This is a genomic window from Bacteroides faecium (assembly GCF_012113595.1).
Classification (GTDB): domain Bacteria; phylum Bacteroidota; class Bacteroidia; order Bacteroidales; family Bacteroidaceae; genus Bacteroides; species Bacteroides faecium.
On the sequence record NZ_CP050831.1, the window covers coordinates 2,646,505 to 2,670,958 of the forward strand.

Here is a 24,454-nt window from a genome sequence, read left to right on the forward strand (position 1 = left end):
TATTGTTTATCAGCTATCGCACGGCTTGAAGCTGCGAATAAAATGGAAAATGAAATGAAGAAACTTTTAAGATTGTCCCTGTTGGGGCTATTATTATTGTGCAGTGTCGTTGTAAACGGAGCACAAGTCCCCAAATATATCTTTTTGTTTATCGGTGACGGTATGGGATTCAACCATGTGGAAGCAACCCAGATTTATGCGGAGAAAGTAGGAACAGATACGGGCGAACGTTCGCTGCTATTTCCCACTTTTCCTGTGATGACTCAGGTATGCACGCGCTCGGCTTCTCACCTGATAACTTGTTCATCCGCCGCGGCTACCGCTTTGGCTACCGGAGAAAAAACAACGAACTATGTAATCGGAATGGATGCGGAAAAGAATCACGGGTTAAAATCCCTGGCACGCCAACTGAAAGATAAAGGTTATAAAATAGGAATAATCACCTCTGCCTCTATCGACCACGCTACTCCCGGTGGATTCTATGCTTCACAGCCCGACCGCTCTATGTATTACGAAATAGGAGTGGATGCCGCCAATTCCGGTTTCGATTTCTTCGGCGGGGCGGGATTGCTCGAACCTCGCAGCAAGCGTAACCCTTCGGCACCTTGCCTTTACGACTTGTTCAATCAGAAAGGCTATACGATGTTTCGTGGAATGGACGCTTATAACCGTGCTACTGCAAAGGATAAAATTCTCCTTTTCCCAACCGACACAGTGAGCAAAAGCCTGAAATATGCGATGGACCGTTCCGCCAAAGACTTGAGTTTGCCTGACTTGACAAAAGCCTGCCTTGCTAATTTTCAGGAAACTGAGAAGAAGGGTTTCTTTATGATGGTAGAAGGCGGAAAAATAGATTGGGCGGCCCATGCCCACGACGGTGGCGCTGTTGTGAAGGAAACCATTGACTTCGACCAATGTATCCGCTTGGCTTATGATTTCTACAAAAATCATCCGAACGAGACATTGATATTAGTAACTGCCGACCACGAAACGGGCGGTCTTGGACTGGGCAACTCCGATATGAACTTGAATATTGACTTGCTCCAATATCAGAAGTGTTCACAAGAAGCCTTGACTGCTGCTATGCGTGAAATGAAAAGCGGAAAGATGATTCCTTCGTGGGAAGACATGAAAGCGTTTCTGAAAAAGAACCTGGGCTTTTGGGAGCAAATTAAGATTACCCCGCGTGAAGAACTTGAATTATTGGTTTGCTACGAAGAGTCTTTCTTGAAGAAGAAGTCGAAAGATGTGGTCAGCCTTTACGCGAAAGACGAACCTTTAGCGGTGGCTGCTATTGCCTTGTTGGATAAGAAGGCGTCATTGGGATGGACAACTAAAACTCATACGGGAGCGCCTGTGCCATTGTATGCGATAGGCAAGCAGGCTGTTCTTTATTCGGGCAGGAGAGACAATACGGATATGGCTAATGTGCTGCGGAAGTTGTTCCTAATCAAATAGGGAGAGGCTTATCAATCAAGAAGGTGAGGCAGTATTTGAATTAGAGAAAAACGATGCAGAAAGGAATATTTTTTAGGCACGGATTACACGGATTTCACGGTTTTAGTGTAATGTTTACGCAAAGAAACCGTGTTAATCCGTGTAATCCGTGCCTAATCCTTTATTTATAATTTAGTTCATTTCACGTGCGGTTTTGAATGAAACCGCAAGAAAAGAAACAGACTTTTGGTGCAATTACCCTAATTGATTGCTAATGTATTGAGAAATAAAAAAAGCGAGGCTTCCAGAGAAACTTCGCTTTTTCGTTATTGGAATATCCAAAAGCAATGTATGGCTTTAGTCTTTTATTTTACGCAACTTTGCTTTCTTGATGAAGAATTTGGCAAGTTCTCTTCCTGCTTTGGCATACGTTTCCTGAACGCGATATCCGGAAGTGAAATCAGTACCCCAAAAGTTATTGGCTGAGGCATTGCGTATTCGGATAGAGGCTACTTGCTCGCCTGTTTCAATATTCTTCACTTTGCAACTCAAGTCGACCGAGGCATTTTGTCGCATGACACCTACATTCCAGCCGGGTTCTGTGAAGTCCGTATTGATTTCAATTCGATATTGTGCTCCTTCTGTACCTGCTGTGATACCTACCTCACTCATATATTTGTCGAAAAGCTCTAAGAACTTTGGTTCAAACCGCTCTTTGCGGTCACCATACCAGGCTTCTTTCCATTGGTCGCCTTTGCCCTCTTCTTTCTTGTTATACTCGGACACTTTCTTATCTACATATTCTTTTTCGGTTAGCTTGCCTACCAACATCTCTTCATAAGAGAAAGAAAAGTCAATGGTTTTCTGGTCTTTAATGAAATCAATAGAACCGGAAGTCATAACAATGCTTTGTGCGTATGAAAGGATAGTAAAGCAACTTAATAATACAACTGTTGTTATTCTCTTTTTCATGCTTTTGTTTGGCTTGTTATTATGGATATTAGTTACTTAAATCTACTAGAATTCAAATCCTACTTTAAATCCAAGACCTTCCAAATCATAGTCATAATCATAAGAATAGTAATTATTATTGTATGAATAATCACCATGGTCATTATGCTGCTGATAATTATATTCCAATTTGAGATTGATAGCTTTTTTACCTTTCAAAGAAAAACGTACTCCGATACCGGTAGAAACATATGCCCCTTCAACATCTCCAACTGAATATCCTGTTTTGATATCAGCAAACGGAGTTACTTTCTTGTTGATAAAGTTGGCTCTGAAATCAACAAAGATAGGTACGGCTATCAGGTCTGCATCGGTATAGAAATCTGCTGCAACACCACCACCCAAGTAGAAATAGTTATTGAACTGGTATCCGTGGGAAGTTGAAATTTCTACTTTGTTCGCATCATAATCACTAAGGTCAACTATGTAGCCGAAGTCAACGAAACCTTTATAGCCTTTCAGTGTATTTCTCGCTGCTTTGCGATTGTCGATATCGGTGCGATAATCTCTTGTGTATCTTTCCTCTTTAATGATTTTCTCCACATCATTCATCTGGCAGATGATGAGACTACCGTCGCCGGTCTTAATCTTTAAAGAAACATTGGGCACTTGCTCAATGATAACTCCTTTGATAACGCTTCCGTTTTTCAGATATACAACTTCTGTGTAGTTTTGAGCTGCAACGTAAGTACTGATACTCAGTAATAAAGTCAGTAATAATAGTAGTTTTCTCATAATTCTATTTCTAATTGTTTATAATTTCTTGAGTGCGCTATGAATGGAACCGGCCCAGTAGTTACGTAATCCGAATCCACCTGCTTTTCCTTCTGTAATCCATTCCTCGATGATTTCTTTAGTTTCGGTATTGAAAAATACGACTTCATATGTACCTCTGTTTTTGGACTTGTCCAGGAATTGTGCGACAAATACCATGCCTACGCCGGGCGTTTTCTGAATAGGCAGTGCTTCGATGGCTGTCTTGATTTGTTCTTTGTCGAGACTATACTCTGTTTTAGTAGTCATCAGTTCGGACTCGTTAATATTGCGATTTACCTGATTAACGGCGTCCAGTGAAATTTCCGTCACCTCTTTTCTCAACTGTTTGCCTACATTATACTTCTTGGCTTCCGTGATAAACAATTCATTGATACGTCTGAAAGCATCTTTGAATTGTAGCGGTGATTCATCCGCACCGAAAACTTTGACCTGAGAATAGTCTACACCATAGAATTTGATAGACTGAACATCTTTCAATGCACTTTTGCCTTGTCCGAAACAGAACAGGCTTGTGCTTAAGAATAAGAATAGGATAAGTTTTTTCATATACGTTAATGTTAAAGTGAATTATGTATATTGTTATCGATTCCCAAAAGTAGAAAAAAGTTATCGTAAATCAATGAATTTAATCGCTTTTCGACTCATGGGTGGCATTTGTATCTTGGCGATATACTCCGCCGACTCGAAATTGATGCTTGGCGCCACTCTGACTTTCGAGCGGAACAAGTCCTTTATATCCTTGGCAAAACTCTCGCTGCGGTTCTCGCTTCCGATGCGAATCAGAATCTCATCCGTACCCAGTTCGTTGGTGTAGACCTCTATAATGTAGTTCTTTACCAAAGGAATATTATCCAGAATATCGAATAATGCGGGTGGATATAATGTCGTGCCTTTGTACTTTATCATTTGCCCTTTCCGACCGAGGATGGAACTCAGGCGAATCGTGTTTCTTCCGCAGGCACAAGGTGAGGTGTGATGGTAACAGATATCACCCGTTTTGAAGCGGAGCAGCGGCATCCCTTTGACACCCAATGTCGTAATGGTCACTTCGCCTGCTTCTCCCTCGGCAACAGGCTGGTTATTATCATCCAGAAACTCGACGATGATAAGTTCCGGTTGCAGATGTCCGCCGTGGAATTCGCTGCATTCGGTGAAGGATGACTGCATTTCGGTGGAAGCATACGTGGAATACAGTTGCAAGGCAGGCCATTTATCATGTATTTTCTGTCCGAGCGTATTTAACTGGAACTCCTGGTTGCGCAATGCTTCACCGATACAGATACATTTCTGCATGGAACAGGCATTATAGTCGATATGGTTTTTCTCGGCGAACTCTATCAGTTTGATAAGGAAAGAAGGAACCACCATTCCGCAAGTGGGTTGTATCCGCCGAATCGTATCCCATTGCAGCTCAGGGATGCCGTTGCCTACACGGATAACTCCCATGCCGAGTTCGCGCGCGCCCATATAATATGCCAGTCCTGCCATGAAGCGGCGGTCGATGGTAGTCATCAGTTGCAGGATATCCTGCCTGGTGCATCCGGTGGTGGTGAAAGATAGAAACTCGTTGTAGGATAAGCGGTCGAGGTCTTCGGAAGTGAGGACGAAAGTCACCGGGTCGCCTAATGTGCCGGAAGTCGTCACGTAGTCGATGATTTCTTCTTTGCCTACGCAGATGAAATCTTCATTATGAAGTTGCAAATCCGTCTTTGTGGTGACGGGGATTTGTTGCAGGTCTTCTATCTTCCGAATCCGGTTGATATCAATATGATGTTCCTCGAACATCTGTTGGTAGAACTTGGAATGTGCTTGCAGATAGGCTAACGCTTCAGCTAGCTGTTCTTCTTGATAGCATTTTATTTCTTCCGGTGAGCGGAACTGAATGTCGGGGTTCTTTTCCATCTTAAGAGTGTTTTTGTATTTTCTGTTGGATACGTTCTTTTTCTTGTAGTTTGGGAATCGGTCTGGTCAGTGCCTTTTTCCAATAGCCGACGGCTTGTTGAGGCTGGCGGATAGCTTCGTAGTAATTGCCCAGTACTTCATACACATAATAGAAAGAAGGGTTGGACGCTTCGTATTCCTTGAGCAGACTGTCTTCCACTTTCTCCTTTGCTTTTATCTTTTTCAGTAGCAACGGAGTAAGCCTTTTGTAAGTAAGGAGTTGTTCGAACTCCGGTTCCTGCATGAATTCATCTGCGGGAATGGTCAGTTCCGGAATGTATATCTCAGCCCGGAGAGCGATGGCTTTTTTGAATATCAGGTTCAAGTCGTAAGCTACGTATTTGCCGCATTGCCACGGAGAGGTGGATACCCACATCAACTGCTTCTCAGGTTGGAAGATGACGGAGTGGTGGGCGATAAACTGGTTGATAGCCATTTCGTTTGCCAGTCCCAGGTCGGCGTTTTGCCGCCCTTTACGGTTGCGCAGGATAGAAGCGGCTTTCACCGGATTCATCGGTTGGTTCTCGCTAATCAGTTCTTCCAGACGTGCATAACGGTAAGGACTGTCGGAAGTCCGTATGTTTTCCATATTCCGTTCGTCCTTGGCAAATGCATCCGATTGGTAATGATTAGTGCAGATAATCCTGTCTTTTTCCTTTCCGTTGAAAAGGACGGTCTTCTCCGGAGATTTCTCGATAATAGCTGCCTTGCCGTCTTTGGCAGAGCCTATCAAGATAGATTCGGAGACAAAAGTTTTCCGCTTTTGGGCGATGGCGAGGGCTTCGTCGATAGTTGACGCATATTGCAGGATTTCCCGGGTAAGGATGGAGATAGGCGTGGCGGAACTTGTCGGCATGGCGGATTTTGCCGCGTTGATGGTTACGGTGAGCCCGGTTTCGTTCATGCCGGACAATACGCCTATCATGCCCGGCCATCCGATGGAAGCGAATTTATACCCTTTGGACGGTGCGCAGAAGGTGACCTGCTTGTTTTCTGCAAAGGCATCCCCGACATAGAAATCGAAGTTGCGCCCTATAAGCAGCGACGAGTCCGCACTTTGAGTTCCCCAGGTGGCGAACGAACTGCATCCCACTAACATATAGTCCTGCATGGCATGTCCCAAGTCATGTGCCGCATGGTAATTCAACTGGCGTTCGTAAGGAGTGCCGATAAAGTCGTAGTCGTGGGTGCACGATAATGAGATTCCATAAATCTCTTCCCGATATTCTTCAGGGACATTCTCACCTAAATTACGGTTGAACAGTACAATGAAGAACCGTAGAAATTTCAGATAACTGTCTGAAGGTATAATCTCACGAATCTGGTCAACGAATACTTTCTCCTGATGATGAAGCAAATCGGCAGACAGTTTGCCGATGGCGTCCCCTCTTTCAAGGGCATCGCCTCTCACAAACAATTCCCACAATCCGCTTTCGCTGTGTCGCATGAAGTTATCGGCATAATATCGAAGGTCGAGAGTATCGTTGTGAGTCACTCCTGCCGGAACCAGGGCGGTAGTATCTGCATAAGGCACTTTTACCATGATTATGTCGGGCTCTTTTGGCGGTGTCATCATATCCGCTGAAAAGTAGAGATAACTGATTCCGCCTATTAATACGATGACGAGCAACAAGAGAATGAGGCCCGTATATTTGATGGTCCGTTTGATTACTTTATGCATTTCCTACCTTTTTAGCTAAATATTCCTGTCCCACAAATTCGGTGCATGTAAGCATAGCTGTCAGTGTTACGCCCAGTGCGCCATGTACATTCAGGTTTTGACCTGTAAAAAATAGATTTTCCAACCGGCTTCGTGTAGATACAAAACCGATTTGCGGACATTTATAGTCTTTGATGATTCCGTATGCGGAACCGTCTACCGTACCTGTGTAGTCACGATAACTCAACGGAGTAGTGGTGAATAGTTCCTCTATGTTTTCAGAGAAATCGAAGCCATGTCTTCGCAGGAAACGGAGTATTTGTTCCGCTTTCTCTTTCTTGAAGGATTGGTAACTTTCGCCGCGGTGTTCGGGAGAGGAGTCCTTCCATGTAGACAATTCATCCATATACATCGGTGTCAGGATAGAGACGACACTGGCATATTGGCTGTCTTCGGAAGAGGCTTGCATCGAAATCATGCAGTTAGTAGTTCGTCCCGGATAGAGCAACTTGTCATACCACACTTTATTGTTTCCATGCAGATAGATGTTGCGGTTCTGGTACGGAGTACTTTTCTTTTTCATTACCAGATAAAGCGTGAAGATACCATACGTGTTGTCGAGCGAACGGATTCGGGAGATAAAGGCATTCTTGATGCTGCGGTTCTTGTCCAGTATTTCCAATGTCCGTTTGGGGTGTATGTTCGATATGACATAATCGCTTTCCAGCCGTTCTTCACCATTGACCATGACTCCCTGCACTTTCTCGTCTTCGACGATGATGCGGGTTGCTTCGCTGTTGTTGAGAACTGTACCGCCATTGGCCCGGATTACATTAATCAGTTCCAGACTGACCTGCATGCTTCCGTCTACGAAACGGTAAGCGCTTTCAATATAGGAATGGTTAATCATGGCATGCTGATAGAAGGTGGAAATATCTTTCAGACCACCGTAGAGCAGAGCGGAGCCTGCCAGCACATTTTGCAGTGTATGGTCGTGAGTGATGTCGGCAATCAGTCCGGCAGCGGAAGTGCAGAAATACTTCATGCCTTCCAGCGCAATGACGCCTTGTTTCAGATGGTCTACGCTAATCAGGTTCCCTACCGCTTGAAGCTGCTCGGTATAGCATTTCAGGTTCTCTTTCTCGTGAGGGAAAGACCGGTGGAGCGTCTCGATAAATTGCGGGTATCCCATTGCGTAATCATACGCTTGCCCTCTGTAGTGAATCGTATCGAAAGCTTCGGCGTCCAACCGCTTAACTTTTAATTTGTCCATGATGCCGAAATAGCGGAAATACTGGTTCATCACCTGTCCCTCATCCAGACTTCCTACGTAATGAATGCCTGTATCAAGCAAACGTCCTTTTCGCTGATACGTCTGGAAACATCCCCCGAACTGCGCATTTTTCTCTATTACGCATACGTTGAATCCCTCTTTGCTGAGAATCGCTCCACATTCCAGTCCGCCCAGTCCGCTTCCGATGATGATAATGTCATATTTACTCATGCCAGTCCGGTTTTCTGAATATATAAATGGTGTTTGATGTATATTTGTCGTTGGGTATGGTTTCGACGTTCATGCCGCAGGTTGCCGCTATCTCCCGCAGTTGGGCTTCCGTGGTGAAGGACAGTTCTTCGATTGTCCGGTTGAATTTGAAGATGCGCGTGGACAGTAGCTCTGTGAAACGGGTCAGGCGGTGCTTGGAAGTGTTGGCGGAGTTTCCGTCACGTATAATCATCATTCCTTGCGGGCGCAGCCGGCCGGCACATTTCAACAGCAATGACCGTTGATGTTCATAACTCATATAGTGCAGCATATCATTCAGGATAAACACGTCGCTTTCCGGCAACGGATATTCAAGTGCGTTGCCGTGCCTGAACTGAAGACGGTCGCCGCGCAACCATCCGTGTTGTGCTACGGCTATCTTGTCCTCGTCATAGTCGATGCCCAGAATATCCCGGTCTTCGGACAGCAGGGACAGCATATAGCATAACGGACCGAATCCGCAGCCTATGTCCGTGATTTGTCCCTGAGTGGGAATCAGCCGGTTGAACAACCGGTAATTTCCTTCCATCTTCACCTTGATGCGTATATACCATTCCACGATAGGGCCTTTGTAGATATAGTTCTGGATAAGCGCTTCATAAAAAGCGGGGTTGTCTGTCGTATTCTTTTCCCGGCAGATACGCGCATACTCCTGTTTCATATAGGTGGATATGCGTTTGGTACGTTCCTGATAGGTAGCTCCGAAAGACGGGTCACCTGCGGGTATGCGCGGAAGTATCTCTGTGTAGATGATTCCTTTGCGGACATTGAAAGGCTGCGCTTTGGCAATAATCTTGTCGTTGCCGTATAGCAGAATCGGGAGAATATCCAGTTGCAGCGTTTCCGCCAGATAAAACGCTCCTTTGTGGAAACGCTTCATCTTTCCGTTATAGGTACGTGTGCCTTCGGGGAAGACCGCAATGGAATAGCCCTCTTCCACCTTTTTCTTCATCCGTTCTATATATTGTTCGTATCCTTCACCTATATAATAGAAATCGGCATAGCGGATGATGGCTCCGAAGAAAGGGGAGTGCCATACCCAGTGATTGGTCATCATCAGGACTTTGGACGAAAGAGACAACAACACGAGAATATCAATAAACGACTGGTGGTTGGCTATGATAATGGCCGGACGGTCAAACCGTTCGTTGGATTTGTTGATATGTTCCTTTTTGACGGCGGTAGCCAATAATAGAATCCCTTTGCAGGTAATCTGTATCAGGCGGCAGACGAAATGCTGCTTGCTGCTCTTGCGTACGGGAACCAGATAGAGCAAGGCTATCAATATCCGGAGAAGGATACATCCGATAAAGAAGAGCAGAAAGAGCGCGACAGTCCGTAGCAGTCCGATAAGCGTATAAGGCGGTAACCCTTTGGATGCCGGGGCTGCAATGAAGAACCGGAAGATAAGCGGCTGGATGGTATAGGCTACCAACACCACTGCTATCATTCCAAGTATGGAAATCAGTGAAATAGATTGCAAGGCCGGATGCTTGGCGAAAACGAGCGCCCCCATTCCGACCACCGTAGTGAAGGCAGAGAAGAAGATAGCTGTTTTGTGCGAGTTCAGCACTTTCTGGCCTGTGCGGTACTTGTTTTGCAATCCGTCCATGATGAAAATGCTGAAATCATCACCGATACCGAATATAAAGGTTGACAGGATGATATTGATGATATTGAACTCAATCCCCAGGATTCCCATCAGCCCGAGGATAATCACCCAACTGACCAGCATCGGGAGAAAACTCATCAACGTAAGTTCGATACGCCCGTAAGAGAACCACAAGGCAAAGAATATCAGGAAAGAAGAAAGATACAGAATCAGGTAGAAGTCATCATTGATGGCGGACACCCATTTGTTGGCAAAGTAGGAACGGTCGAAGATGACGACATCCCGGTCTTTGTTGAAATGCGCATATACCGCTTCTTTATTTGTCTCGCTGATTCGTATCTGACTGATAAGCATCGTTATGGAATCAGCCGATGTCTGCCATTCATTCAATAGCTTGCCGGATAAATCGTCCTCTTGGGAAGAGTAATGGTATTCGCCGAAAGGCTGGGTAAGCCATTGGCAGAAACCGTCGAAACTTCCGGGACGGAAGCGGTATTCGGCAGCGGATGCTTCCAGATGTTCGCGAACCTGTTCCTTCTTCTCATTCGTCCAGTAATCTTCCCATTTCTTCAGGCGTTTCTGCTGTTCTTGCGGGGAAATAAGGAACTGTGAGGCGGAAGCGTATTCTTTTATCAGCCCTTGTTCTTTCAGGGTGGATAGCTTCCGGTTGGTCGCTGCATAGGTTTCAGTAGCTCCGACCATATCTTTGCCTACACTGACAAAGAGAACTGTCTTTTCATGGCTGTCGAAGAGGTGCAGCAGTTTCTCTTCCGATTGTTTGAGATGTTGAGGCTCGTAGTTGAGACTCATCATATCGTTGTTGAACCCTACTTTCTGTGAGGTAAACAGGCAGATGACGGTGACAAGGGCGATACCTCCGACCAGCCATTTATTCTTGTCGAAAGAATAAGCGTTTATTTTCTCTATAATACGTAATACACGTCCTTGCTTCACATCTGCCTGTCCCTTTAGGAAATGAGGCAGGTAAATCAAGCAGAAAAGAGTAGTGCCTACCAGTGCCAGGGAAGCGAACAGACCGAAGTCGCGTAGCAGGTCGGAACTGGTGAATATCAGTCCCAGAAATGCCCCGATGGTCGTAAAACTGCCTACCGTTAGCGGGTAAGCGATTTCTTTAATCAGTTGTTGCACTGTGGATACATGATTTTGATGCGCCAGCATATGGATGGAATAGCTGAGTGCGATGCCCATCACCGCCGAGCCGGCTCCTACGGCAATAGCCGAGATGCTTCCTTTGATAAAGAAAATCAGGAACAGGGCAAACAGTCCGCCAAACAGTACAGGGGTAATAATCAAAGGTATCGACCTCTTCCGTTTGAAGACGAATGAGATGAATACAATGATGATGAGCAGTGCGATAGTAGAGGTCAGTATAGTGTCCTTTTTTATCTGCCGGGCATTGTAGACTCCTACCGAAGGACCGCCGAAATATTCCGCCCGAATCACAGGAGACTCACTTTGTACGTGCCGGAGTTCTTCTTCCAGTATTCTGACGAGTTCGTCATTCTTACCGGTGCTTCCTGTGCTGAATACCGGAGTGATGAACATCAATAAGGTAGAACCGTCTTTGGAGAAGATATGTTCGTCGTAGATTTCGTAGTTGGCTTCCAACTGGAAATCCTGTAAGTGCTTCAGGGCTTCACTGCCAAGTCCGAGCGGGTCCCTGAGGATATAACTTCTTAATGCAATGCCGGCAGGAGAAAGAAGGTTGGTGTAATTCTTCTGCATGGCGGCGTGTATTCCCTTTTGCGTCAGCAGGGAGTCGAACCGCTGGTAATCCGTGTCTGTCAGGAAGAGTGGGAGATGGTCGTAAACGAAGTCGGTGGCTCCGCTGACGAGATTCTGGTCTACTTGTGCGAAGATACTTTTTATCAGTGTCCCGCCTGCTTTTTCGGTCAGAGCTTGTTGCAGTTGTCCGGCTGCTTCAATCAGGGAATCCGGTTCTACGGCATTACACGTATCCGCAGAGGAGAGCATGACGATGATTTTGTCCTTAATCTTGAGATTATCAAAAACCTTGATGGTATTCTGTGAATCTTTGGTGTCGGGGAAGAACTGTGTGATGTTCTCTTCAAACTTCACTTGCAGGGCAAAGTAGCCCATGAACAGGATACAGCAGATGAGGGACAGGTAGAACAGAATCTTGTGTCTTTCAAAATAATCATATAGTCCGATAAAAAACTGGGTCATATCTTTTTTCTCCTACAAGTCGTGAGCAGGGCGAACGAAATGACTCCCGCTACCAGGCTGCAAACGACTGCAAAGATAATACTTCCTATCAAATATTGCTCTATGACTGATTTTACATTTGCGAAAGAGAGCTCATTTAAGTGCAGGTTGACGGGTTCGCCCAGCACTTTGCATCCGGTTGCGTAACTTCCGTACAGCAAAAACGGAATCATCGGGGGGATACTGATGTTGGCCGCTACAATAGCGATGACTTTGTTCAGCCGGAGCAGATGTGCCAGAAACAGGGTTATCAGCATTTGGTATCCCCATACCGGAACGATGCCCATGAATACTCCGAGTGTGATGGCTGCCGTGATTCGCAGGTTGGATTCCGGCGAATGGGTGACATGTTCGGAGAAAAAACGCTTGCAGTTCTTCCAGGTCAGTTTGCGGAAAAAGTTGCGGGGGATAATCCACAAGAAGGTGATAAATACCAGTACCGTATTCAGGATGCTGATACGGGTGAAATCCCTGAACGGGCGGAAATGCGAAACCCGCTCTTCTTGTGGTGGATAATAGACATGTACCGGTATGTTTTTGACTGCGATGTCTCCCCATGCTGCAAATACGAGGGCTTCCAGTTCAAATTCATACTTGGCGGTATAGTACCATTTGTCGACATTCATCTGTTGCAATGGATACAGGCGGTAACCGGATTGTGTGTCCTGCAGCTTGATTCCTGTTTCGAGGGTGAACCAGAAGTTGGAGAATTTATTGGCAAATGTATTCTTTCCCGGCATATTGTCCGAAGCAAGGTTGCGCGAACCTACCAGCAGGGTATCCGGTTCCTTTTCGATAGCTTCGATGAACGAAGGGATATCCGAAGCGAAGTGCTGCCCGTCCGAATCAATGGTGATGGCATAGCGGAAGCCTTGTGCCTTTGCGTGGCAGAGTCCATGTTTCAAGGCTACCCCTTTTCCCCGGTTGGCGGGGTGGGTGATAACTTGTAGGTTGGCTTTCCGGCTGAGTATCCCGGCTGTTTCGTCCGTCGAACCGTCATTGACGACGAGAATGTCCGGTGCATAGGAGCGTACACTCTCTATGACATCCGCCAATGTCTTGCCGTTGTTGTAACTTGGGATGATAACGATAATCCCCAATTGTTTCAACTTCTCGTGCCAGTAGGCTGTACTTTGCGGCTCCTTCATGCTTTCGTTGAGGTAAGTACGGCTTTCAGCTTGATAAAACATTCGTTTTCTGCGGTTTCTTCTGCTTCTGCGGTTCCTTCCACTTTTACAGTCCCTTCCGCCTGCAACTGAAGTTTGCCTTCTTCCATATCTTTGAGGGTCAGCATTACTGACAGACACGGTGTCTTTACAGGATTGACGACTGACAGGAACTTGCATGAAGACACTTGCGTATATTGCAACTTTTGCCGGTGGATACCTTCAGTACATTCTTTGATAAGTTGCAGCAGACAGACTCCGGGGACTACCGGATGTTCCGGAAAGTGTCCCTGATAAATAGCGTGCTCCGGATTCAGTTTTACCTGGATAGTCCAGGTGATTGAGTCCGGTGATTCGGAAGAGAGAAGCGTATAGAAGTTATCAAGTAGCATATATTAAATTTCTTTAGATAGTTTGTCCAGGCGAATTGTCAATCGTATCCATGGATGCTTTATTTTTATTTGTACCGGGTCGCCCGGAATATCGCCTGTGATGTATAAAACAGATTTCCCGAAGCCTTTCCCACTGGCTCTTTTTTCCGTCGAACCGTCTTTGGACATCTTCGCACGAATACTTTTCTCGCTTAGAAACAGGCGTTTGAAGTCCATCTCCAGAAGTTTCAGTACCTTTTCTTTCTGCATGGGTTCTATGCAACTGTTGACATTGAACTTGCCATCTTGAAGGGAGAAGTCGAAAAGGCTTAGCCCGAAATAGGTGGACGCCACTATCCGGATTTCATTGTCGGGCATACGGCGTACTATCAGCATGCCGCTCATGTGATGTTTCATGAAGTCCAACTGGATATTATACTTTTGCGAGCTTTCTCCTTTTGCCAGTTCGATAGCAGGCGGCACTATGCTGCCTTCCCCGCTTATGCGCGGAGAGCAGGAAACCGATAACTGCATCACTAGGAAAAGCAGAACCGTCCGACTAACGAATCGCAAACTTCGTCTCATTCTTCAGGGAGTTGAATTTTTTGTTATAGAATTCGTATTCGGTATAATTCGTGACTGTTTCGGACAGGCGGAGTTTGTGTACCGACATATCTTTCTTGTCGAGGTAGATTTCTATCCCGGTGATATAGGCTTGTACGGCTTTATTGACCGGTTTTATCTTGACCAGATAGAATTGTGCATCTTCAAAGTATGCCAGTTGGTAGTTGGACGACATTTTGGAGAGGTCGCCTATCATGCAGGCAGTCAGCATATCCTGCATCTGCCCCATCATCTTGTTGGCGCTCAGGTTCATAATGTTTTTCTTACCGTCCGAAACGATTTTGAGCTTACTGCCGTTTATCACGATGAGATAGTCCATCGGGCGGAAATATTCCATGCAGATTTTATTGCTCTTCTGGTAGTAGAACTTCCCTTTGGAAGTAACTTTTTCGTCGAATATGTCGAGGTATTTCACTTGCGTGAAATCACTTTCGATAGATTGTACGGTCTGTGCTTCTTCTGCCAGGCGTTTCTCAAAATCCTGAAGTTGCGTCAACTTCTTCATGCCTTGCGCATGGGCAGAGCTAACGGACAGAAAGATAAGTAATGTATATGTAACTAAAGTTCTCATACGTTTTTATTTTATGCCAATAGTTCGTCCAGCCGGACAACGGTATATCCCTGTTCTTTCAGTAAATCCAGTATCTGCTTCACCAGTTGCCCGCTGTCCGGCATCCGGTCGTGCAACAAGATAATAGAGCCTGGTTTAAGACCTTTCCGGATTCTGTCGAGTACTTTGTCCGGTGCCGGCTGTTGTGTATCCAGTGTACGGATGTTCCATCCTATAGAGGTGTAACCCAATTGCCGGACGGCTTTCGCAATCGTCGGATTGGTGACTCCGAATGGCGGACGAAACAAAGTTACCGGCTGCGAAGTTACTCGTTCTAGTTCAGACTGACAAGTTTGCAGGTCTTTTTTCATCCTGGAGAGTCCGTATAGCGGGAATAAACCGGAATGGGTAAATGAATGATTTCCAATCAGATGTCCTTCCGCTACCATTTGCTGCAATAGTTTTTCATTTCCTTTTACCTTGTGTCCGATACAGAAGAAACAGGCTGTTGCTTGCTGTTCTTTCAGTATTTGCAGTACTTTCGGAGTCTGTATCGGGTCGGGACCGTCGTCAAAAGTCAAGGCTACTACCTTTTCTCCAGTACGCTTTCTGCAAAACGAGCGGAGATAAATCCCCGACCGGATGCTATAAGAAGCATAGACGAGAAAAGACAGTATCAACAATGAACCAAGTACGATACAGGTGATAATCATACGCTTTTCCGGATTAGAATCAAAGAATGATTGATGGAGTGGTGATGATTATAAATCAGTATATTCGTAGGAGTAGTGCAGTTCTCCGATTCTTTCACTACTTTCCATACTGCATACGATGAGGCGGTAGGATACTCGCCACATTCGTCTTTGAAGCTGAGATGCATACTTTCCGGAAAGAGGTTTGTTTCGAGTTTCTCATAAATGGCATTACTTTCAGAGGTGATTGCTTGATTCAATGGCACATCTTTTTCAGATATGATTGTCTGCTTCGAAGAATTATCCTGCCAGGATTGCTGCTTATTCTTTCCGGTCATAAACCACTGAATATCCCGGCTATTTAATCCATTCCGTTGCAGAAAACGCATAATCCGGTTTTGGATTTCTTCTGTCGTTTGCTGCCCGGCGAAAGTTTCTATCCCTTTTATTTCAGCAAGCGGGTGTTCTCCGGCTTCCCGGCTCAACAGGAAAAACTGCGCGCCTTCTCCGGCTTCTATTCCTTTTAGTATCCCCAGTCGCTGTTGGATGGCGTGACTGGTATCCGTCATTTCGTCCATGGCTCCTACCAGTATATGCCCGCTTCCTTCCCAAATCTTCATCATGGCATCCAGCAAAGCACTTTCGAAACTTAGACCACGGTGTACATAAGTCATGTTGTAGGCATGTATCCCACGTATCAGGGCGATTTGCGCACCGATTGTGTTGAATGTCGACTGGATGAAGGGGGTAGGGTTCAGCATCCGTTCTTCATTGTCTATCAGTGTGTTCAGAAACTTTTCTGTATCGACCAGGCAGCCTAGTCCTGTGGCTGTGATAATTCCCTGTATCTCTTCGGGCGGCAGTCCGCCTATACATTCTAATCCACAGGCTACCCCCATTTTTACGATACGGCTCATGCGTCTGCGTAAGGTCGGATTGGTAATGATATTCTTATAATCAGGCTCACAGGCTTGGAGATAAGGACGGCTGTCATCCCGTTTTCCTTGAGGATGAATCGAGGCGATGCGTTGGATATAGACTGGCTGCATAGACATAATAACTTAAAGGTTCGTTCCTTGCGGAATAGTAGTTGCAGAAAAGAGAAGCGATGAATCGTTCCCACCGAAACCGAAAGAGTTGGATAATACATGGCGTACGGGGATTCCTTCCCGGAAAGTCGTTTCCGGTATCAGTCCCGTTTCGGGCATCGCGTCCGTGAAGTTCAGATTCGGGTAAGTCATACCTTTATATAAGGAAAGAACGGAATATACCGCTTCAATCCCTTCGGAAGCTCCTAAAGTATGTCCGATAAAGGCTTTCACCGAACTGAACGGCGGAACGTGCTCTCCGAAGATTCTCCGTAATGCCATTCCTTCCGATGCGTCGTTGCCGGGAGTGCCTGTGCCGTGCACATTGATATAGTCTATTTCTTCGGGAGAAATACCGCTTGAAGCGATTGCTTCGCTCATTGATAGAAAGGCGCCGTCTCCTTCTGGAGAACTTCCCGTCTGGTGGTAGGCTTCGTTTGTATTAGCGTAACCGCTAAGTTCGCAATAAGGAGTTCGCCGGAGTGAGCTTTCCGGTTGAAGCACTAAGTAACCTGCCCCTTCTCCGAGGTTGAGTCCCGTACGCGAACGGTCAAAGGGACGGCAATGTGCCTTATCCAAAATCATAAGAGAGTTGAAACCGTTCAGTGTGAACCGGCAAAGCGCATCCGTCCCCCCGACAACAACGGCATCCAATAACCCGTGTTTAATCATCCTTGCTCCCAGCATGATAGCGTTGGCGGCTGACGAACAGGCGGTACTGATGGTTGTTATGAAATCGTTGATGCCCAAGTAGGAAGCAATCAGTTCCGTACTGGCTCCGCAGTCGTGGGAGATGACTTCACGCAGTCGTCCCCGTTCAGGATTCTCTTTGAATGATTCATAGAAATGCTCGCTTAAATCCATGCCGCCGACGGAAGTTGCAGAAATAAAACCGATACGTAACGGTTGAGAATCCTGCTGTGTCTGTTGAGAGTCCTGCTGTGACGGTTGCTGTATATGTTGTGACGGTTGCTGCGCATACCGTGATGTTCTCTGATTCAGTCCTGCATCTTCCAACGCTTCTTTAGCCGCCACCATTCCCAACAATGCTGTGCGTGAGACAGTCCGTTGCGGAGAGATGCCGAGCAATTGTTTCAGTTCCTCATTGCTATGCTTCACTTCGGATACGGGCACGTCGAGGGCAGTCGGGAAAAGAGTTACTTTTCCGATACCATGTTTCCCTTGTCTCAAAGCCTTTATGTTTTCGGAAACTCCGATGCCGATGCCCGAAACAACTCCCAATCCGGTGACGTAAATCTTCATGCGTCAGGCTTTACGATTGGCTGCAATGTAGTCAGACAATGTGCGCACCGAGTAGAAGATTTGTTTTCCTTCACCCGGATTTTCTATTTTAATGCCATATTCACGTTCCAGAATCAGTATGATTTCGAGGGCGTCGATAGAGTCAAGACCGAGGCCTTCATCCCCGAACAAGGGTGCTTCGTCGTCTATATCTTCTGGAGTGATTTCTTCCAGGTTCAACTCTTCGATGAGTTTACCTTTCACTTCGTCCATCAGTTCTCTTGAGGTTTGATTTGAATTATCCATAAGTTGTCAATATGTTATTAAGTCGTTGATATATTAGTAAGTTGTTTAAATTCTGCCTGATATTGTCCGTCCATCAGTTCGCACCAGCCTGTGATGCATGTGCGCAACTTCCCTTTAGCCATTACGATACGTGCATAATCCTCTAAAGAATCAGGCTCGTAATGCGGACAGACAAAGAACGTGTTTTCTCCCTTTATCTTATGCCGGATGCAGATTTCACCCAGTACCACATTCGGGAGCGTATAGACAAATACGGCGGGACTGGCGGCTTTGTCTCCTTCCTTGCTGATAAGAGTCTGATGTTTGCAGTCCGTATCCAGCGATGAAGAAGCGTTGGCAAGAATAATTCCAATCTCTTCCGGTTGATAATCAGTCCCTTTCAATAAGTAGCCGGCAGCCACGTATCCCAGTTTACACAGGTCATCCATTTTATAGAACTTCATATTGTTTTCTCCCAAGTTTTTGTAGGCTTCCCGGATAAACGGTGCAAAGTCCGTCTCCGAAGAACTGAATATGACTGTTCCGTCATGTTCTACCACTCCCGGTCTGATAGTGATACTGTTCACTGATTCGGTGAGTGCCTTGGAGAAAGGAATCTGTTTCTGATGATGACAGGCAGCAGGGAGAGACAATACGAGTGCGGCATTGCATCCACCGAAACCGGAAGCGGTTTTGACGCAACATTTCATTGGCATCGGTTGATGCGTGCCATAGACGGTGACAGGCATAGGAACACCGAGTGTCTCGTAGCCTAAAGTCCCGTAGAGTATTCCTGTTTTCAATTGCTCTATGCAAAGAACCGTTTCAATAATGCCCGAAGCTCCTAACGTATGTCCGAAATAAGGCTTCAAGCTATTCACCGGAGCTGTTGATAATCCTGCCAGATGGATAGCTTTGGATTCCATTTCATCATTGTAGACCGTAGCTGTTCCGTGCGCATTGATAAAGCTGATGTCTCCGGGAGTTACTCCTGCTTCTTCCATAGCCTGACCGATAGCCATTGCCAGTCCGTCTCCCGTCCGCGATGGACCGGATATATGGTTGGCATCGTTACTGACAGCTCCCCCGGAGAGAATAATATCGTTGTCGCTTCCCTGAGTTTCTAAAAGCACGGCTCCGCAGGCTTCGCCCAGACTCAATCCGTCCCGTCGGATATCGTAAGGTCGGCAGCGTTGTGCGCTGACAGACTTGAAAGACAGAAACCCGCTCGTGATAAAATGAGACAGGATATCTCCGCCGGCAACAATGACCCGTTTGTAACGTCCCGATTCTATCTGCCTTTTAGCTACAACGAGTGCCGAAACTCCTGATATACAGGCATTGGAAATGACATCTACCTGATTGCAGGCTCCGAAGAACTTGCCGATTCGCTCCGCCATTTTCCAGAGAAAAGCAGGACTGTCCGTTGGTAGCTGTATAGAAGAACCATCCGGTTCGCCCGGAGCAACCTGCTTACTTAATAAATCGACATTCCCTTTTGTTGTAGAGAGCAGCAAGGCACAATCCGGTTCACGGAGACTGGCTCCCGACTGGGAAATCACCTCTTGAACAGCCAATATAAATAGTTGTTCCATACGGGTATAATCCGTTATTTGCATCTGCTTCGCCCGTCTTTCCAATTCGGCAGCGTCAATCATGCCTGCCAATAGCGGACTGTCGGATACCCGTCCGGCTTCCTGCATGCGGATGCCGCTCCGGCAGGCACGGATAGCTTCCGTATTTTCCTGTATGCCGAAGCCCAGTGAAGTAATAAGCGTATGAGCTGTAATATATATGTTCAGAGAATGTTCCATTTCTTTTTCCATTCCATATAAAACGGCGGATTAATAAGTTCCAGTTCTTTATTCAGATTCAGGAATACCTGCATCGTGCTTCCGGTCGCTACTATGCTCTGGTCGGTAGCCCGGTAAATGACGTATTCGAACTTTATCTTGGCGGCTTCACAAGCGATATAGCGAGTCTCGACAATTGCCTCTTCACCGAAAGATAACGATTGCTTGAACTGGCAGGTCAAATCAACAATGGGAACCATGTACCCTTCGCGGTAAATACTCATATAATCCAAACCATACTGCTTGCCGAAGGCTTCCCTTCCGTCTTCAAAATAACGCACGTACTCACCGTGCCATACGATTTGCATGGAATCTATTTCGCTGAACCGCACTTTGAATGTAGTCCGGTTGGTCAGAGCGGGCGTATGTTGACTCGTTTTCCGTTTCATCCTTTCTTGATAAATATTTTCATCCGGCATTCGGCTATCAATTCTTCACCGGCTTTTACTTGTGCGGCAACCAGCGTAATATCGAATACTTCCTGCACGACGGTAATCTCGGTAAATAGTGTCATTCCCACTTCCGGTAAATCATAAATCTTGAGTTTATCCACCGAACCGATAAAGCCTAACGGAACTTTTTCACCCTGCCGGGTGTAGATAAACCCGATACGTGCGGCTGCCGATTGGGCGATGTGCTCGATGATTCCCGGTTCTTGCAGTTTTCCTGCTTCGCAAAAGATGTTATCAGACGTGACGGTCAGCCCGGAATATGAACAGTTCTCTTCGATGCCGAAGAAACTATCCACCATGACAATGGGCGACCGTTGCGGAATCAGTCCGAGTATTCCTTCTCCGTGTATGATAGCTTCCCTGTTCATCTTAGTCTGCATTGTTTTCTGTTGTAGCTTTCAGTTTGCACTGTACGATGCTGTGTCCCATTCCCAGGTGGTCGTGCATTTCTTCTATTTCCAGTCCCGCTGCTTCGATGCATCGTTTCATGTCGTCCGAGTGGTACATCTTACTGTTGCCGTTTGCCATTGCTGTGAAGTAGAGGCTGATTTGCGTCAGACAGTAAGCGGCTGTATCAAACTTCTGCCGGTTCCAGAAAGTCTCCATGATATAGAGCCGGCTTTCTTTGTCCATAGAGCGGGCGGCACGTGTCAGTATGCTGGTCACCTCTTCTTCCGAGAAGCAATCGAGGAACTGGCTCATCCAGATGGCGTCGAATCCCGTGGGGAAAGGAACCTGCGGGTCGAGCAGGTTGGCGCCATGCCCGTGGATACGTGTTGCTCCGGGCAGTTCTTGGGTCTGTTGGCGCATCATCTCCAGTTGTTGCGGAAGATCCATGATGGTCACTTCCACTGCGGAGTCATAGCTGACGCATTTCGTTGCCCAACGGCCTGTATTGCCGCCTACGTCCAACAAAGTCTTGGGATGACGGGCGAAAACGATAGCCAGTGCTTCGTCAAACGAGCAATCCGAATAATAGTGGTCGAAACCAAACCAACTCTTTTGTACCTGTGGCGGCAGACTGGACAATCCTTCATAGATTGTACTCCATTCGCCGAATACTTTCAACCCTTCGGGACGTCCGTTGGTCAGGGCTTCCTCAAGATGGAACATACCCAGATAATTGACATCATAGTTGAAGTCCATATTGACGCGCACCATCTTGTCATTGAGCAAGAACCAGCCGGCTTTGGCGAGTGAGTACCGGCCTTCGCGCAGCAACACCGTTCCGATGGTCAACGATGCTTCCAATAATACTTGTGCGGCATAAGAAGAAAGTCCGCAAGCCTTGCTGATTTCTTCCTGCGTCTGTCCGTTCCGGTGGTCCGCAAGCAACTGGAAAATACCGAATTTAAGCATTAGGCGCGATACCTGAAATACGACAGGGCCGAAAGCTATCTCCTGTGCCAGGCGTTGGGCTTCTACCGCTGTCAACGGTTCTTTGTCATATCTGTTCTGTTGCATCTTTTTGTCTTTCTTTTGAATCCGGTGACTGCTTTCCGGCAGGTTCCCAGAAGGGGTAATAATTAAACCATTGTTCCGGATAACGCTTTAGTATCTGTTCCAAAGCAACGGTATATTGTTCGAGCAGAGCTGTCTCCGCTTTTTTATCCTTGTTTCGTACCACCGGCTCCGCCACGATGAAATGAAAACGGTAGGTTCTTCCCGATTCCCTCATGGCGAAATAAAAAACGACAGGTACTTTCATCCGCGAAGCCAACAAGAAAGGTCCGGCAGGGAAAGGAGCTTCCCGTCCCAACAATCTGCCTGTCAGTAGCTTCTCCTTATTCAGATAGCGGTCGCCCTGGAAACAGACATATTCTTTTTTGTTCAACGCTTCAGTGATGCGGAAAACGTGCGTCAGATTGTCTTCATTGACAGGAATAATCTTGTATTCCTTCTCCCGCCCGTTTTTCTCCAACATCTCTTTGATTTTGCGATGCTCGGCATCGTACATCACGATATTGATTTTCTTTCCGTAATCATCAAAGAAAGGAACGCCTATTTCCCAGTTTCCCACATGGGCGCCAATCATAATCACTCCCTGTTCGCTGTCCAATAATCGCAGAAACTCCGGGTACCGTTCAAACTCAAACCGGTATCGGTCTGCTTTCCCATTGCCGATGGCTACCTTGTCAATCAGAATCTGTCCCAGCCGGTAATAGTTGCGCAGCAACATTCCAACAGAACGTATCCGGTTGTATTTCAAGATATGGCGGGCATAAAACCAGGTACTTTTCGTCGCTTTCGGAGCGAACGGTATAAAATAAAGAACTACCAGGCTCAAGAAAATATAAGCGGCGGTGATGCCCAGATACTTAATTAAATAAATAAAGAATAAGTATCCGAACGTTCCACCCCGGGTTTTGCCTTTCCACGTCGACATGCTTATTTAGCTTCCTGCATGCGGGTAATAACAAGATTGTAGAAGTCCTGAAAGGTCTTGATACCTGCAAAATCCTGTCCGGTCACGTTAAACCCGAAATTCTTTTCTACCAGCACCACCATGTCGACCAAGTCCAGGCTGTCCAGTTCGAGAGTCTCCATTAACGGCGCATCCGGCTGGATGATGTCGATGTCTACTTCAAACTCTTCTGCCAGAGTGGTTCTTATTTTCTCGATGATTTCTTCGTTTGTCATATGGTTTCTCTTTTAATCTATTATTTATTGAATTTACGCACTATCAAAGTGGAATTGGTTCCACCGAATCCGAAGGAGTTGGACAGGAATGTGTCGAATTCCAAGTCTACCCGTTGAGCCGGAATGTTCAACTGCGCCGAGGCTTCGTCCGGTTCCTCGAAATTGAGGTTGGGAGCGATGAAATTGTTGTTCATCATCAGGGTGGAGTAGATTACTTCACTGGCACCCGCCATCCACATCTCATGTCCTGTCATGGACTTGGTGGAAGCTACATACGGGCGGTGTCCTTCGAACACTTCCGCGATGGCTTTCGCTTCGTTCAAATCGCCTACCGGAGTTGAAGTGGCGTGTGCATTAATATATTTGATACGCTCGAGCGCGATACCTGCATCCTTGACAGCCATTTGCAAAGAACGTCTGGGACCGTCTACATTCGGCACGGAAATATGGTCGCCATTGGATGAAAAACCGTATCCGACCACTTCAGCCAGAATAGGCGCACCTCTTTTCACTGCCGATTCGTAGCTTTCGAGCACCAGACTGGCAGCTCCACCGCTTGGTATCAGTCCGTCCCGTCGCTTATCGAAAGGTTTCGAAGCCTTTTCCGGTTCTGCTTCCTGGGTGGAGAACGCACTTAACCCGTCAAAACTACCTACGGCATACGGGTTCACTTCTTGCGCGCCACCGCATAAGATACAGTCCTGCAATCCCGATTTGATAAGCAGATATCCCATGCCGATGGCATGCGAACCGCTGGCACAGGCTCCTGCGATGGTAAAGTTGACGCCCCTTAGCTTGAAAATGACAGACAGGTTCATCGTCACGGTAGAGTTCATCGACTGGAAGATGGAACCGGAACCGACCAGTGCCGTATTCTTCTTTTCACGGATAATGTCCACCGCATTGATAACAGGGGCGGCACTGCTGTCGTTTCCATACAGAATACCGACTTCGTTGTTTTCGAGAAAAGCTTCGTCAATGCCGGCATGGCGGAAAGCTTCTAATGTTGCGAGATAAGCATATTCTCCCTGTTCCGGCAGGCAATGACGTTTGCGCCGGTCCAGTAGCTTCTTCAGGTCGGGACGTTCCAAAATACCTGTCAGTGCCGAAAAATAACCTAGTTCTTTCCGTGCCGGGTCTATGCCGATGCCCGATTTCCCATTGTATAGTGAGTCTTTTACTTCATCCAGATTCTTGCCGATGCAAGAATAAATCCCCATTCCCGTGATAACAACTCTTTTCATTATATTGTCTATTCTATGC

Annotated in this window: 23 protein-coding genes; 1 reads left to right on the forward strand and 22 read right to left on the reverse strand. The window is 46.5% G+C overall.

Annotated elements, in window-relative coordinates; translation table 11 throughout:
• Positions 1-54 precede the first annotated feature (54 nt).
• A complete protein-coding gene (locus BacF7301_RS09435; protein WP_167962215.1) occupies positions 55-1,458 on the forward strand; it encodes an alkaline phosphatase in 1,404 nt (467 codons plus the stop codon).
• A gap of 336 nt (positions 1,459-1,794) precedes the next feature.
• Here the strand turns inward: BacF7301_RS09435 and BacF7301_RS09440 are convergent, their stop codons facing one another.
• The 22 genes from BacF7301_RS09440 to BacF7301_RS09545 are packed head-to-tail and all read right to left on the reverse strand — an operon-like array spanning position 1,795 to position 24,435.
• Positions 1,795-2,409 (reverse strand): hypothetical protein, encoded by a 615-nt coding sequence (locus BacF7301_RS09440; protein WP_022137643.1) that lies wholly within the window; start codon positions 2,407-2,409, stop codon positions 1,795-1,797.
• Positions 2,410-2,454: 45 nt separating this feature from the next.
• Positions 2,455-3,183: a DUF481 domain-containing protein gene (locus tag BacF7301_RS09445; RefSeq protein ID WP_167962217.1), complete on the reverse strand. Its 729-nt coding sequence runs from the start codon at positions 3,181-3,183 to the stop codon at positions 2,455-2,457.
• Between the two features lie 18 nt (positions 3,184-3,201).
• Positions 3,202-3,771 carry a hypothetical protein gene (locus BacF7301_RS09450; protein WP_022137641.1) on the reverse strand — a complete coding sequence of 190 codons (570 nt, stop codon included), beginning with the start codon at positions 3,769-3,771 and terminating at the stop codon, positions 3,202-3,204.
• A 60-nt stretch (positions 3,772-3,831) separates the two neighbouring features.
• The gene (flxY, locus tag BacF7301_RS09455; protein ID WP_167962219.1) at positions 3,832-5,127 is read right to left on the reverse strand and encodes a flexirubin biosynthesis putative acyl-CoA ligase FlxY; all 1,296 of its coding nucleotides are present in this window, start codon (positions 5,125-5,127) and stop codon (positions 3,832-3,834) included.
• Position 5,128: 1 nt separating this feature from the next.
• Positions 5,129-6,847 carry a C45 family autoproteolytic acyltransferase/hydrolase gene (locus tag BacF7301_RS09460; RefSeq protein ID WP_167962221.1) on the reverse strand — a complete coding sequence of 573 codons (1,719 nt, stop codon included), beginning with the start codon at positions 6,845-6,847 and terminating at the stop codon, positions 5,129-5,131.
• Positions 6,840-8,330 (reverse strand): phytoene desaturase family protein, encoded by a 1,491-nt coding sequence (locus tag BacF7301_RS09465; protein ID WP_167962223.1) that lies wholly within the window; start codon positions 8,328-8,330, stop codon positions 6,840-6,842. Before BacF7301_RS09465 ends, BacF7301_RS09460 begins: the two co-directional genes overlap by 8 nt.
• Positions 8,323-12,189, reverse strand: a complete 3,867-nt coding sequence (locus BacF7301_RS09470; RefSeq protein ID WP_167962225.1) for a 1-acyl-sn-glycerol-3-phosphate acyltransferase — start codon at positions 12,187-12,189, stop codon at positions 8,323-8,325. The genes BacF7301_RS09465 and BacF7301_RS09470 overlap by 8 nt, the downstream gene beginning before the upstream one ends.
• Positions 12,186-13,376 carry a DUF2062 domain-containing protein gene (locus BacF7301_RS09475; RefSeq protein ID WP_167967151.1) on the reverse strand — a complete coding sequence of 397 codons (1,191 nt, stop codon included), beginning with the start codon at positions 13,374-13,376 and terminating at the stop codon, positions 12,186-12,188. Before BacF7301_RS09475 ends, BacF7301_RS09470 begins: the two co-directional genes overlap by 4 nt.
• Positions 13,373-13,786, reverse strand: a complete 414-nt coding sequence (locus BacF7301_RS09480; RefSeq protein WP_167962227.1) for an ApeI family dehydratase — start codon at positions 13,784-13,786, stop codon at positions 13,373-13,375. The genes BacF7301_RS09475 and BacF7301_RS09480 overlap by 4 nt, the downstream gene beginning before the upstream one ends.
• Positions 13,787-13,789: 3 nt before the next feature.
• On the reverse strand, positions 13,790-14,350 hold the full coding sequence (gene lolB2, locus BacF7301_RS09485; RefSeq protein ID WP_044653335.1) for a flexirubin biosynthesis protein LolB2: 561 nt from the start codon (positions 14,348-14,350) through the stop codon (positions 13,790-13,792).
• Positions 14,325-14,960 carry a flexirubin biosynthesis/transport protein LolA2 gene (gene lolA2 / locus BacF7301_RS09490; RefSeq protein WP_167962229.1) on the reverse strand — a complete coding sequence of 212 codons (636 nt, stop codon included), beginning with the start codon at positions 14,958-14,960 and terminating at the stop codon, positions 14,325-14,327. Before lolA2 ends, lolB2 begins: the two co-directional genes overlap by 26 nt.
• 11 nt (positions 14,961-14,971) lie before the next feature.
• Positions 14,972-15,652, reverse strand: a complete 681-nt coding sequence (locus BacF7301_RS09495; protein ID WP_167962231.1) for a polysaccharide deacetylase family protein — start codon at positions 15,650-15,652, stop codon at positions 14,972-14,974.
• Positions 15,649-16,680, reverse strand: a complete 1,032-nt coding sequence (locus BacF7301_RS09500; RefSeq protein ID WP_167962233.1) for a beta-ketoacyl synthase chain length factor — start codon at positions 16,678-16,680, stop codon at positions 15,649-15,651. Before BacF7301_RS09500 ends, BacF7301_RS09495 begins: the two co-directional genes overlap by 4 nt.
• Before the next feature lie 12 nt (positions 16,681-16,692).
• Positions 16,693-17,982, reverse strand: a complete 1,290-nt coding sequence (locus BacF7301_RS09505) for a beta-ketoacyl-[acyl-carrier-protein] synthase family protein (protein ID WP_167962235.1) — start codon at positions 17,980-17,982, stop codon at positions 16,693-16,695.
• A gap of 3 nt (positions 17,983-17,985) precedes the next feature.
• Positions 17,986-18,267: a phosphopantetheine-binding protein gene (locus BacF7301_RS09510; RefSeq protein ID WP_167962237.1), complete on the reverse strand. Its 282-nt coding sequence runs from the start codon at positions 18,265-18,267 to the stop codon at positions 17,986-17,988.
• 17 nt (positions 18,268-18,284) lie between these two features.
• Complete coding sequence (locus BacF7301_RS09515; protein WP_167962239.1) at positions 18,285-20,060, reverse strand: beta-ketoacyl-[acyl-carrier-protein] synthase family protein; 1,776 nt, start codon at positions 20,058-20,060, stop codon at positions 18,285-18,287.
• Positions 20,045-20,488 carry an acyl-CoA thioesterase gene (locus BacF7301_RS09520; protein ID WP_167962241.1) on the reverse strand — a complete coding sequence of 148 codons (444 nt, stop codon included), beginning with the start codon at positions 20,486-20,488 and terminating at the stop codon, positions 20,045-20,047. Before BacF7301_RS09520 ends, BacF7301_RS09515 begins: the two co-directional genes overlap by 16 nt.
• Positions 20,485-20,919 (reverse strand): hotdog family protein, encoded by a 435-nt coding sequence (locus tag BacF7301_RS09525; protein WP_167967152.1) that lies wholly within the window; start codon positions 20,917-20,919, stop codon positions 20,485-20,487. Before BacF7301_RS09525 ends, BacF7301_RS09520 begins: the two co-directional genes overlap by 4 nt.
• Before the next feature lies 1 nt (position 20,920).
• Positions 20,921-22,015: a FlxJ family methyltransferase gene (locus BacF7301_RS09530; protein ID WP_167962243.1), complete on the reverse strand. Its 1,095-nt coding sequence runs from the start codon at positions 22,013-22,015 to the stop codon at positions 20,921-20,923.
• On the reverse strand, positions 21,996-22,937 hold the full coding sequence (locus BacF7301_RS09535) for a lysophospholipid acyltransferase family protein (RefSeq protein ID WP_167962245.1): 942 nt from the start codon (positions 22,935-22,937) through the stop codon (positions 21,996-21,998). The genes BacF7301_RS09530 and BacF7301_RS09535 overlap by 20 nt, the downstream gene beginning before the upstream one ends.
• 2 nt (positions 22,938-22,939) lie before the next feature.
• The gene (locus BacF7301_RS09540) at positions 22,940-23,191 is read right to left on the reverse strand and encodes an acyl carrier protein (RefSeq protein WP_167962247.1); all 252 of its coding nucleotides are present in this window, start codon (positions 23,189-23,191) and stop codon (positions 22,940-22,942) included.
• 20 nt (positions 23,192-23,211) lie between these two features.
• The gene (locus BacF7301_RS09545) at positions 23,212-24,435 is read right to left on the reverse strand and encodes a beta-ketoacyl-[acyl-carrier-protein] synthase family protein (protein WP_167962249.1); all 1,224 of its coding nucleotides are present in this window, start codon (positions 24,433-24,435) and stop codon (positions 23,212-23,214) included.
• Between the last annotated feature and the right edge of the window lie 19 nt (positions 24,436-24,454).

Excerpts from the sequence above, each read along its gene's own strand:
- BacF7301_RS09525 (WP_167967152.1), bottom strand. The coding sequence starts at position 20,919 with ATGAACAGGGAAGCTATCATACACGGAGAAGGAATACTCGGACTGATT.
- BacF7301_RS09545 (WP_167962249.1), bottom strand. The coding sequence starts at position 24,435 with ATGAAAAGAGTTGTTATCACGGGAATGGGGATTTATTCTTGCATCGGC.
- BacF7301_RS09445 (WP_167962217.1), bottom strand. The coding sequence starts at position 3,183 with ATGAGAAAACTACTATTATTACTGACTTTATTACTGAGTATCAGTACT.
- BacF7301_RS09475 (WP_167967151.1), bottom strand. The coding sequence starts at position 13,376 with ATGAAGGAGCCGCAAAGTACAGCCTACTGGCACGAGAAGTTGAAACAA.
- lolA2 (WP_167962229.1), bottom strand. The coding sequence starts at position 14,960 with ATGAGAACTTTAGTTACATATACATTACTTATCTTTCTGTCCGTTAGC.
- lolB2 (WP_044653335.1), bottom strand. The coding sequence starts at position 14,350 with ATGAGACGAAGTTTGCGATTCGTTAGTCGGACGGTTCTGCTTTTCCTA.
- BacF7301_RS09470 (WP_167962225.1), bottom strand. The coding sequence starts at position 12,189 with ATGACCCAGTTTTTTATCGGACTATATGATTATTTTGAAAGACACAAG.
- BacF7301_RS09480 (WP_167962227.1), bottom strand. The coding sequence starts at position 13,786 with ATGCTACTTGATAACTTCTATACGCTTCTCTCTTCCGAATCACCGGAC.
- BacF7301_RS09495 (WP_167962231.1), bottom strand. The coding sequence starts at position 15,652 with ATGATTATCACCTGTATCGTACTTGGTTCATTGTTGATACTGTCTTTT.
- BacF7301_RS09435 (WP_167962215.1), top strand. The coding sequence starts at position 55 with ATGAAGAAACTTTTAAGATTGTCCCTGTTGGGGCTATTATTATTGTGC.
- BacF7301_RS09520 (WP_167962241.1), bottom strand. The coding sequence starts at position 20,488 with ATGAAACGGAAAACGAGTCAACATACGCCCGCTCTGACCAACCGGACT.
- BacF7301_RS09515 (WP_167962239.1), bottom strand. The coding sequence starts at position 20,060 with ATGGAACATTCTCTGAACATATATATTACAGCTCATACGCTTATTACT.
- BacF7301_RS09535 (WP_167962245.1), bottom strand. The coding sequence starts at position 22,937 with ATGTCGACGTGGAAAGGCAAAACCCGGGGTGGAACGTTCGGATACTTA.
- BacF7301_RS09500 (WP_167962233.1), bottom strand. The coding sequence starts at position 16,680 with ATGCAGCCAGTCTATATCCAACGCATCGCCTCGATTCATCCTCAAGGA.
- BacF7301_RS09440 (WP_022137643.1), bottom strand. The coding sequence starts at position 2,409 with ATGAAAAAGAGAATAACAACAGTTGTATTATTAAGTTGCTTTACTATC.
- BacF7301_RS09540 (WP_167962247.1), bottom strand. The coding sequence starts at position 23,191 with ATGACAAACGAAGAAATCATCGAGAAAATAAGAACCACTCTGGCAGAA.
- BacF7301_RS09510 (WP_167962237.1), bottom strand. The coding sequence starts at position 18,267 with ATGGATAATTCAAATCAAACCTCAAGAGAACTGATGGACGAAGTGAAA.
- BacF7301_RS09465 (WP_167962223.1), bottom strand. The coding sequence starts at position 8,330 with ATGAGTAAATATGACATTATCATCATCGGAAGCGGACTGGGCGGACTG.
- BacF7301_RS09450 (WP_022137641.1), bottom strand. The coding sequence starts at position 3,771 with ATGAAAAAACTTATCCTATTCTTATTCTTAAGCACAAGCCTGTTCTGT.
- flxY (WP_167962219.1), bottom strand. The coding sequence starts at position 5,127 with ATGGAAAAGAACCCCGACATTCAGTTCCGCTCACCGGAAGAAATAAAA.
- BacF7301_RS09530 (WP_167962243.1), bottom strand. The coding sequence starts at position 22,015 with ATGCAACAGAACAGATATGACAAAGAACCGTTGACAGCGGTAGAAGCC.
- BacF7301_RS09460 (WP_167962221.1), bottom strand. The coding sequence starts at position 6,847 with ATGCATAAAGTAATCAAACGGACCATCAAATATACGGGCCTCATTCTC.
- BacF7301_RS09505 (WP_167962235.1), bottom strand. The coding sequence starts at position 17,982 with ATGAAGATTTACGTCACCGGATTGGGAGTTGTTTCGGGCATCGGCATC.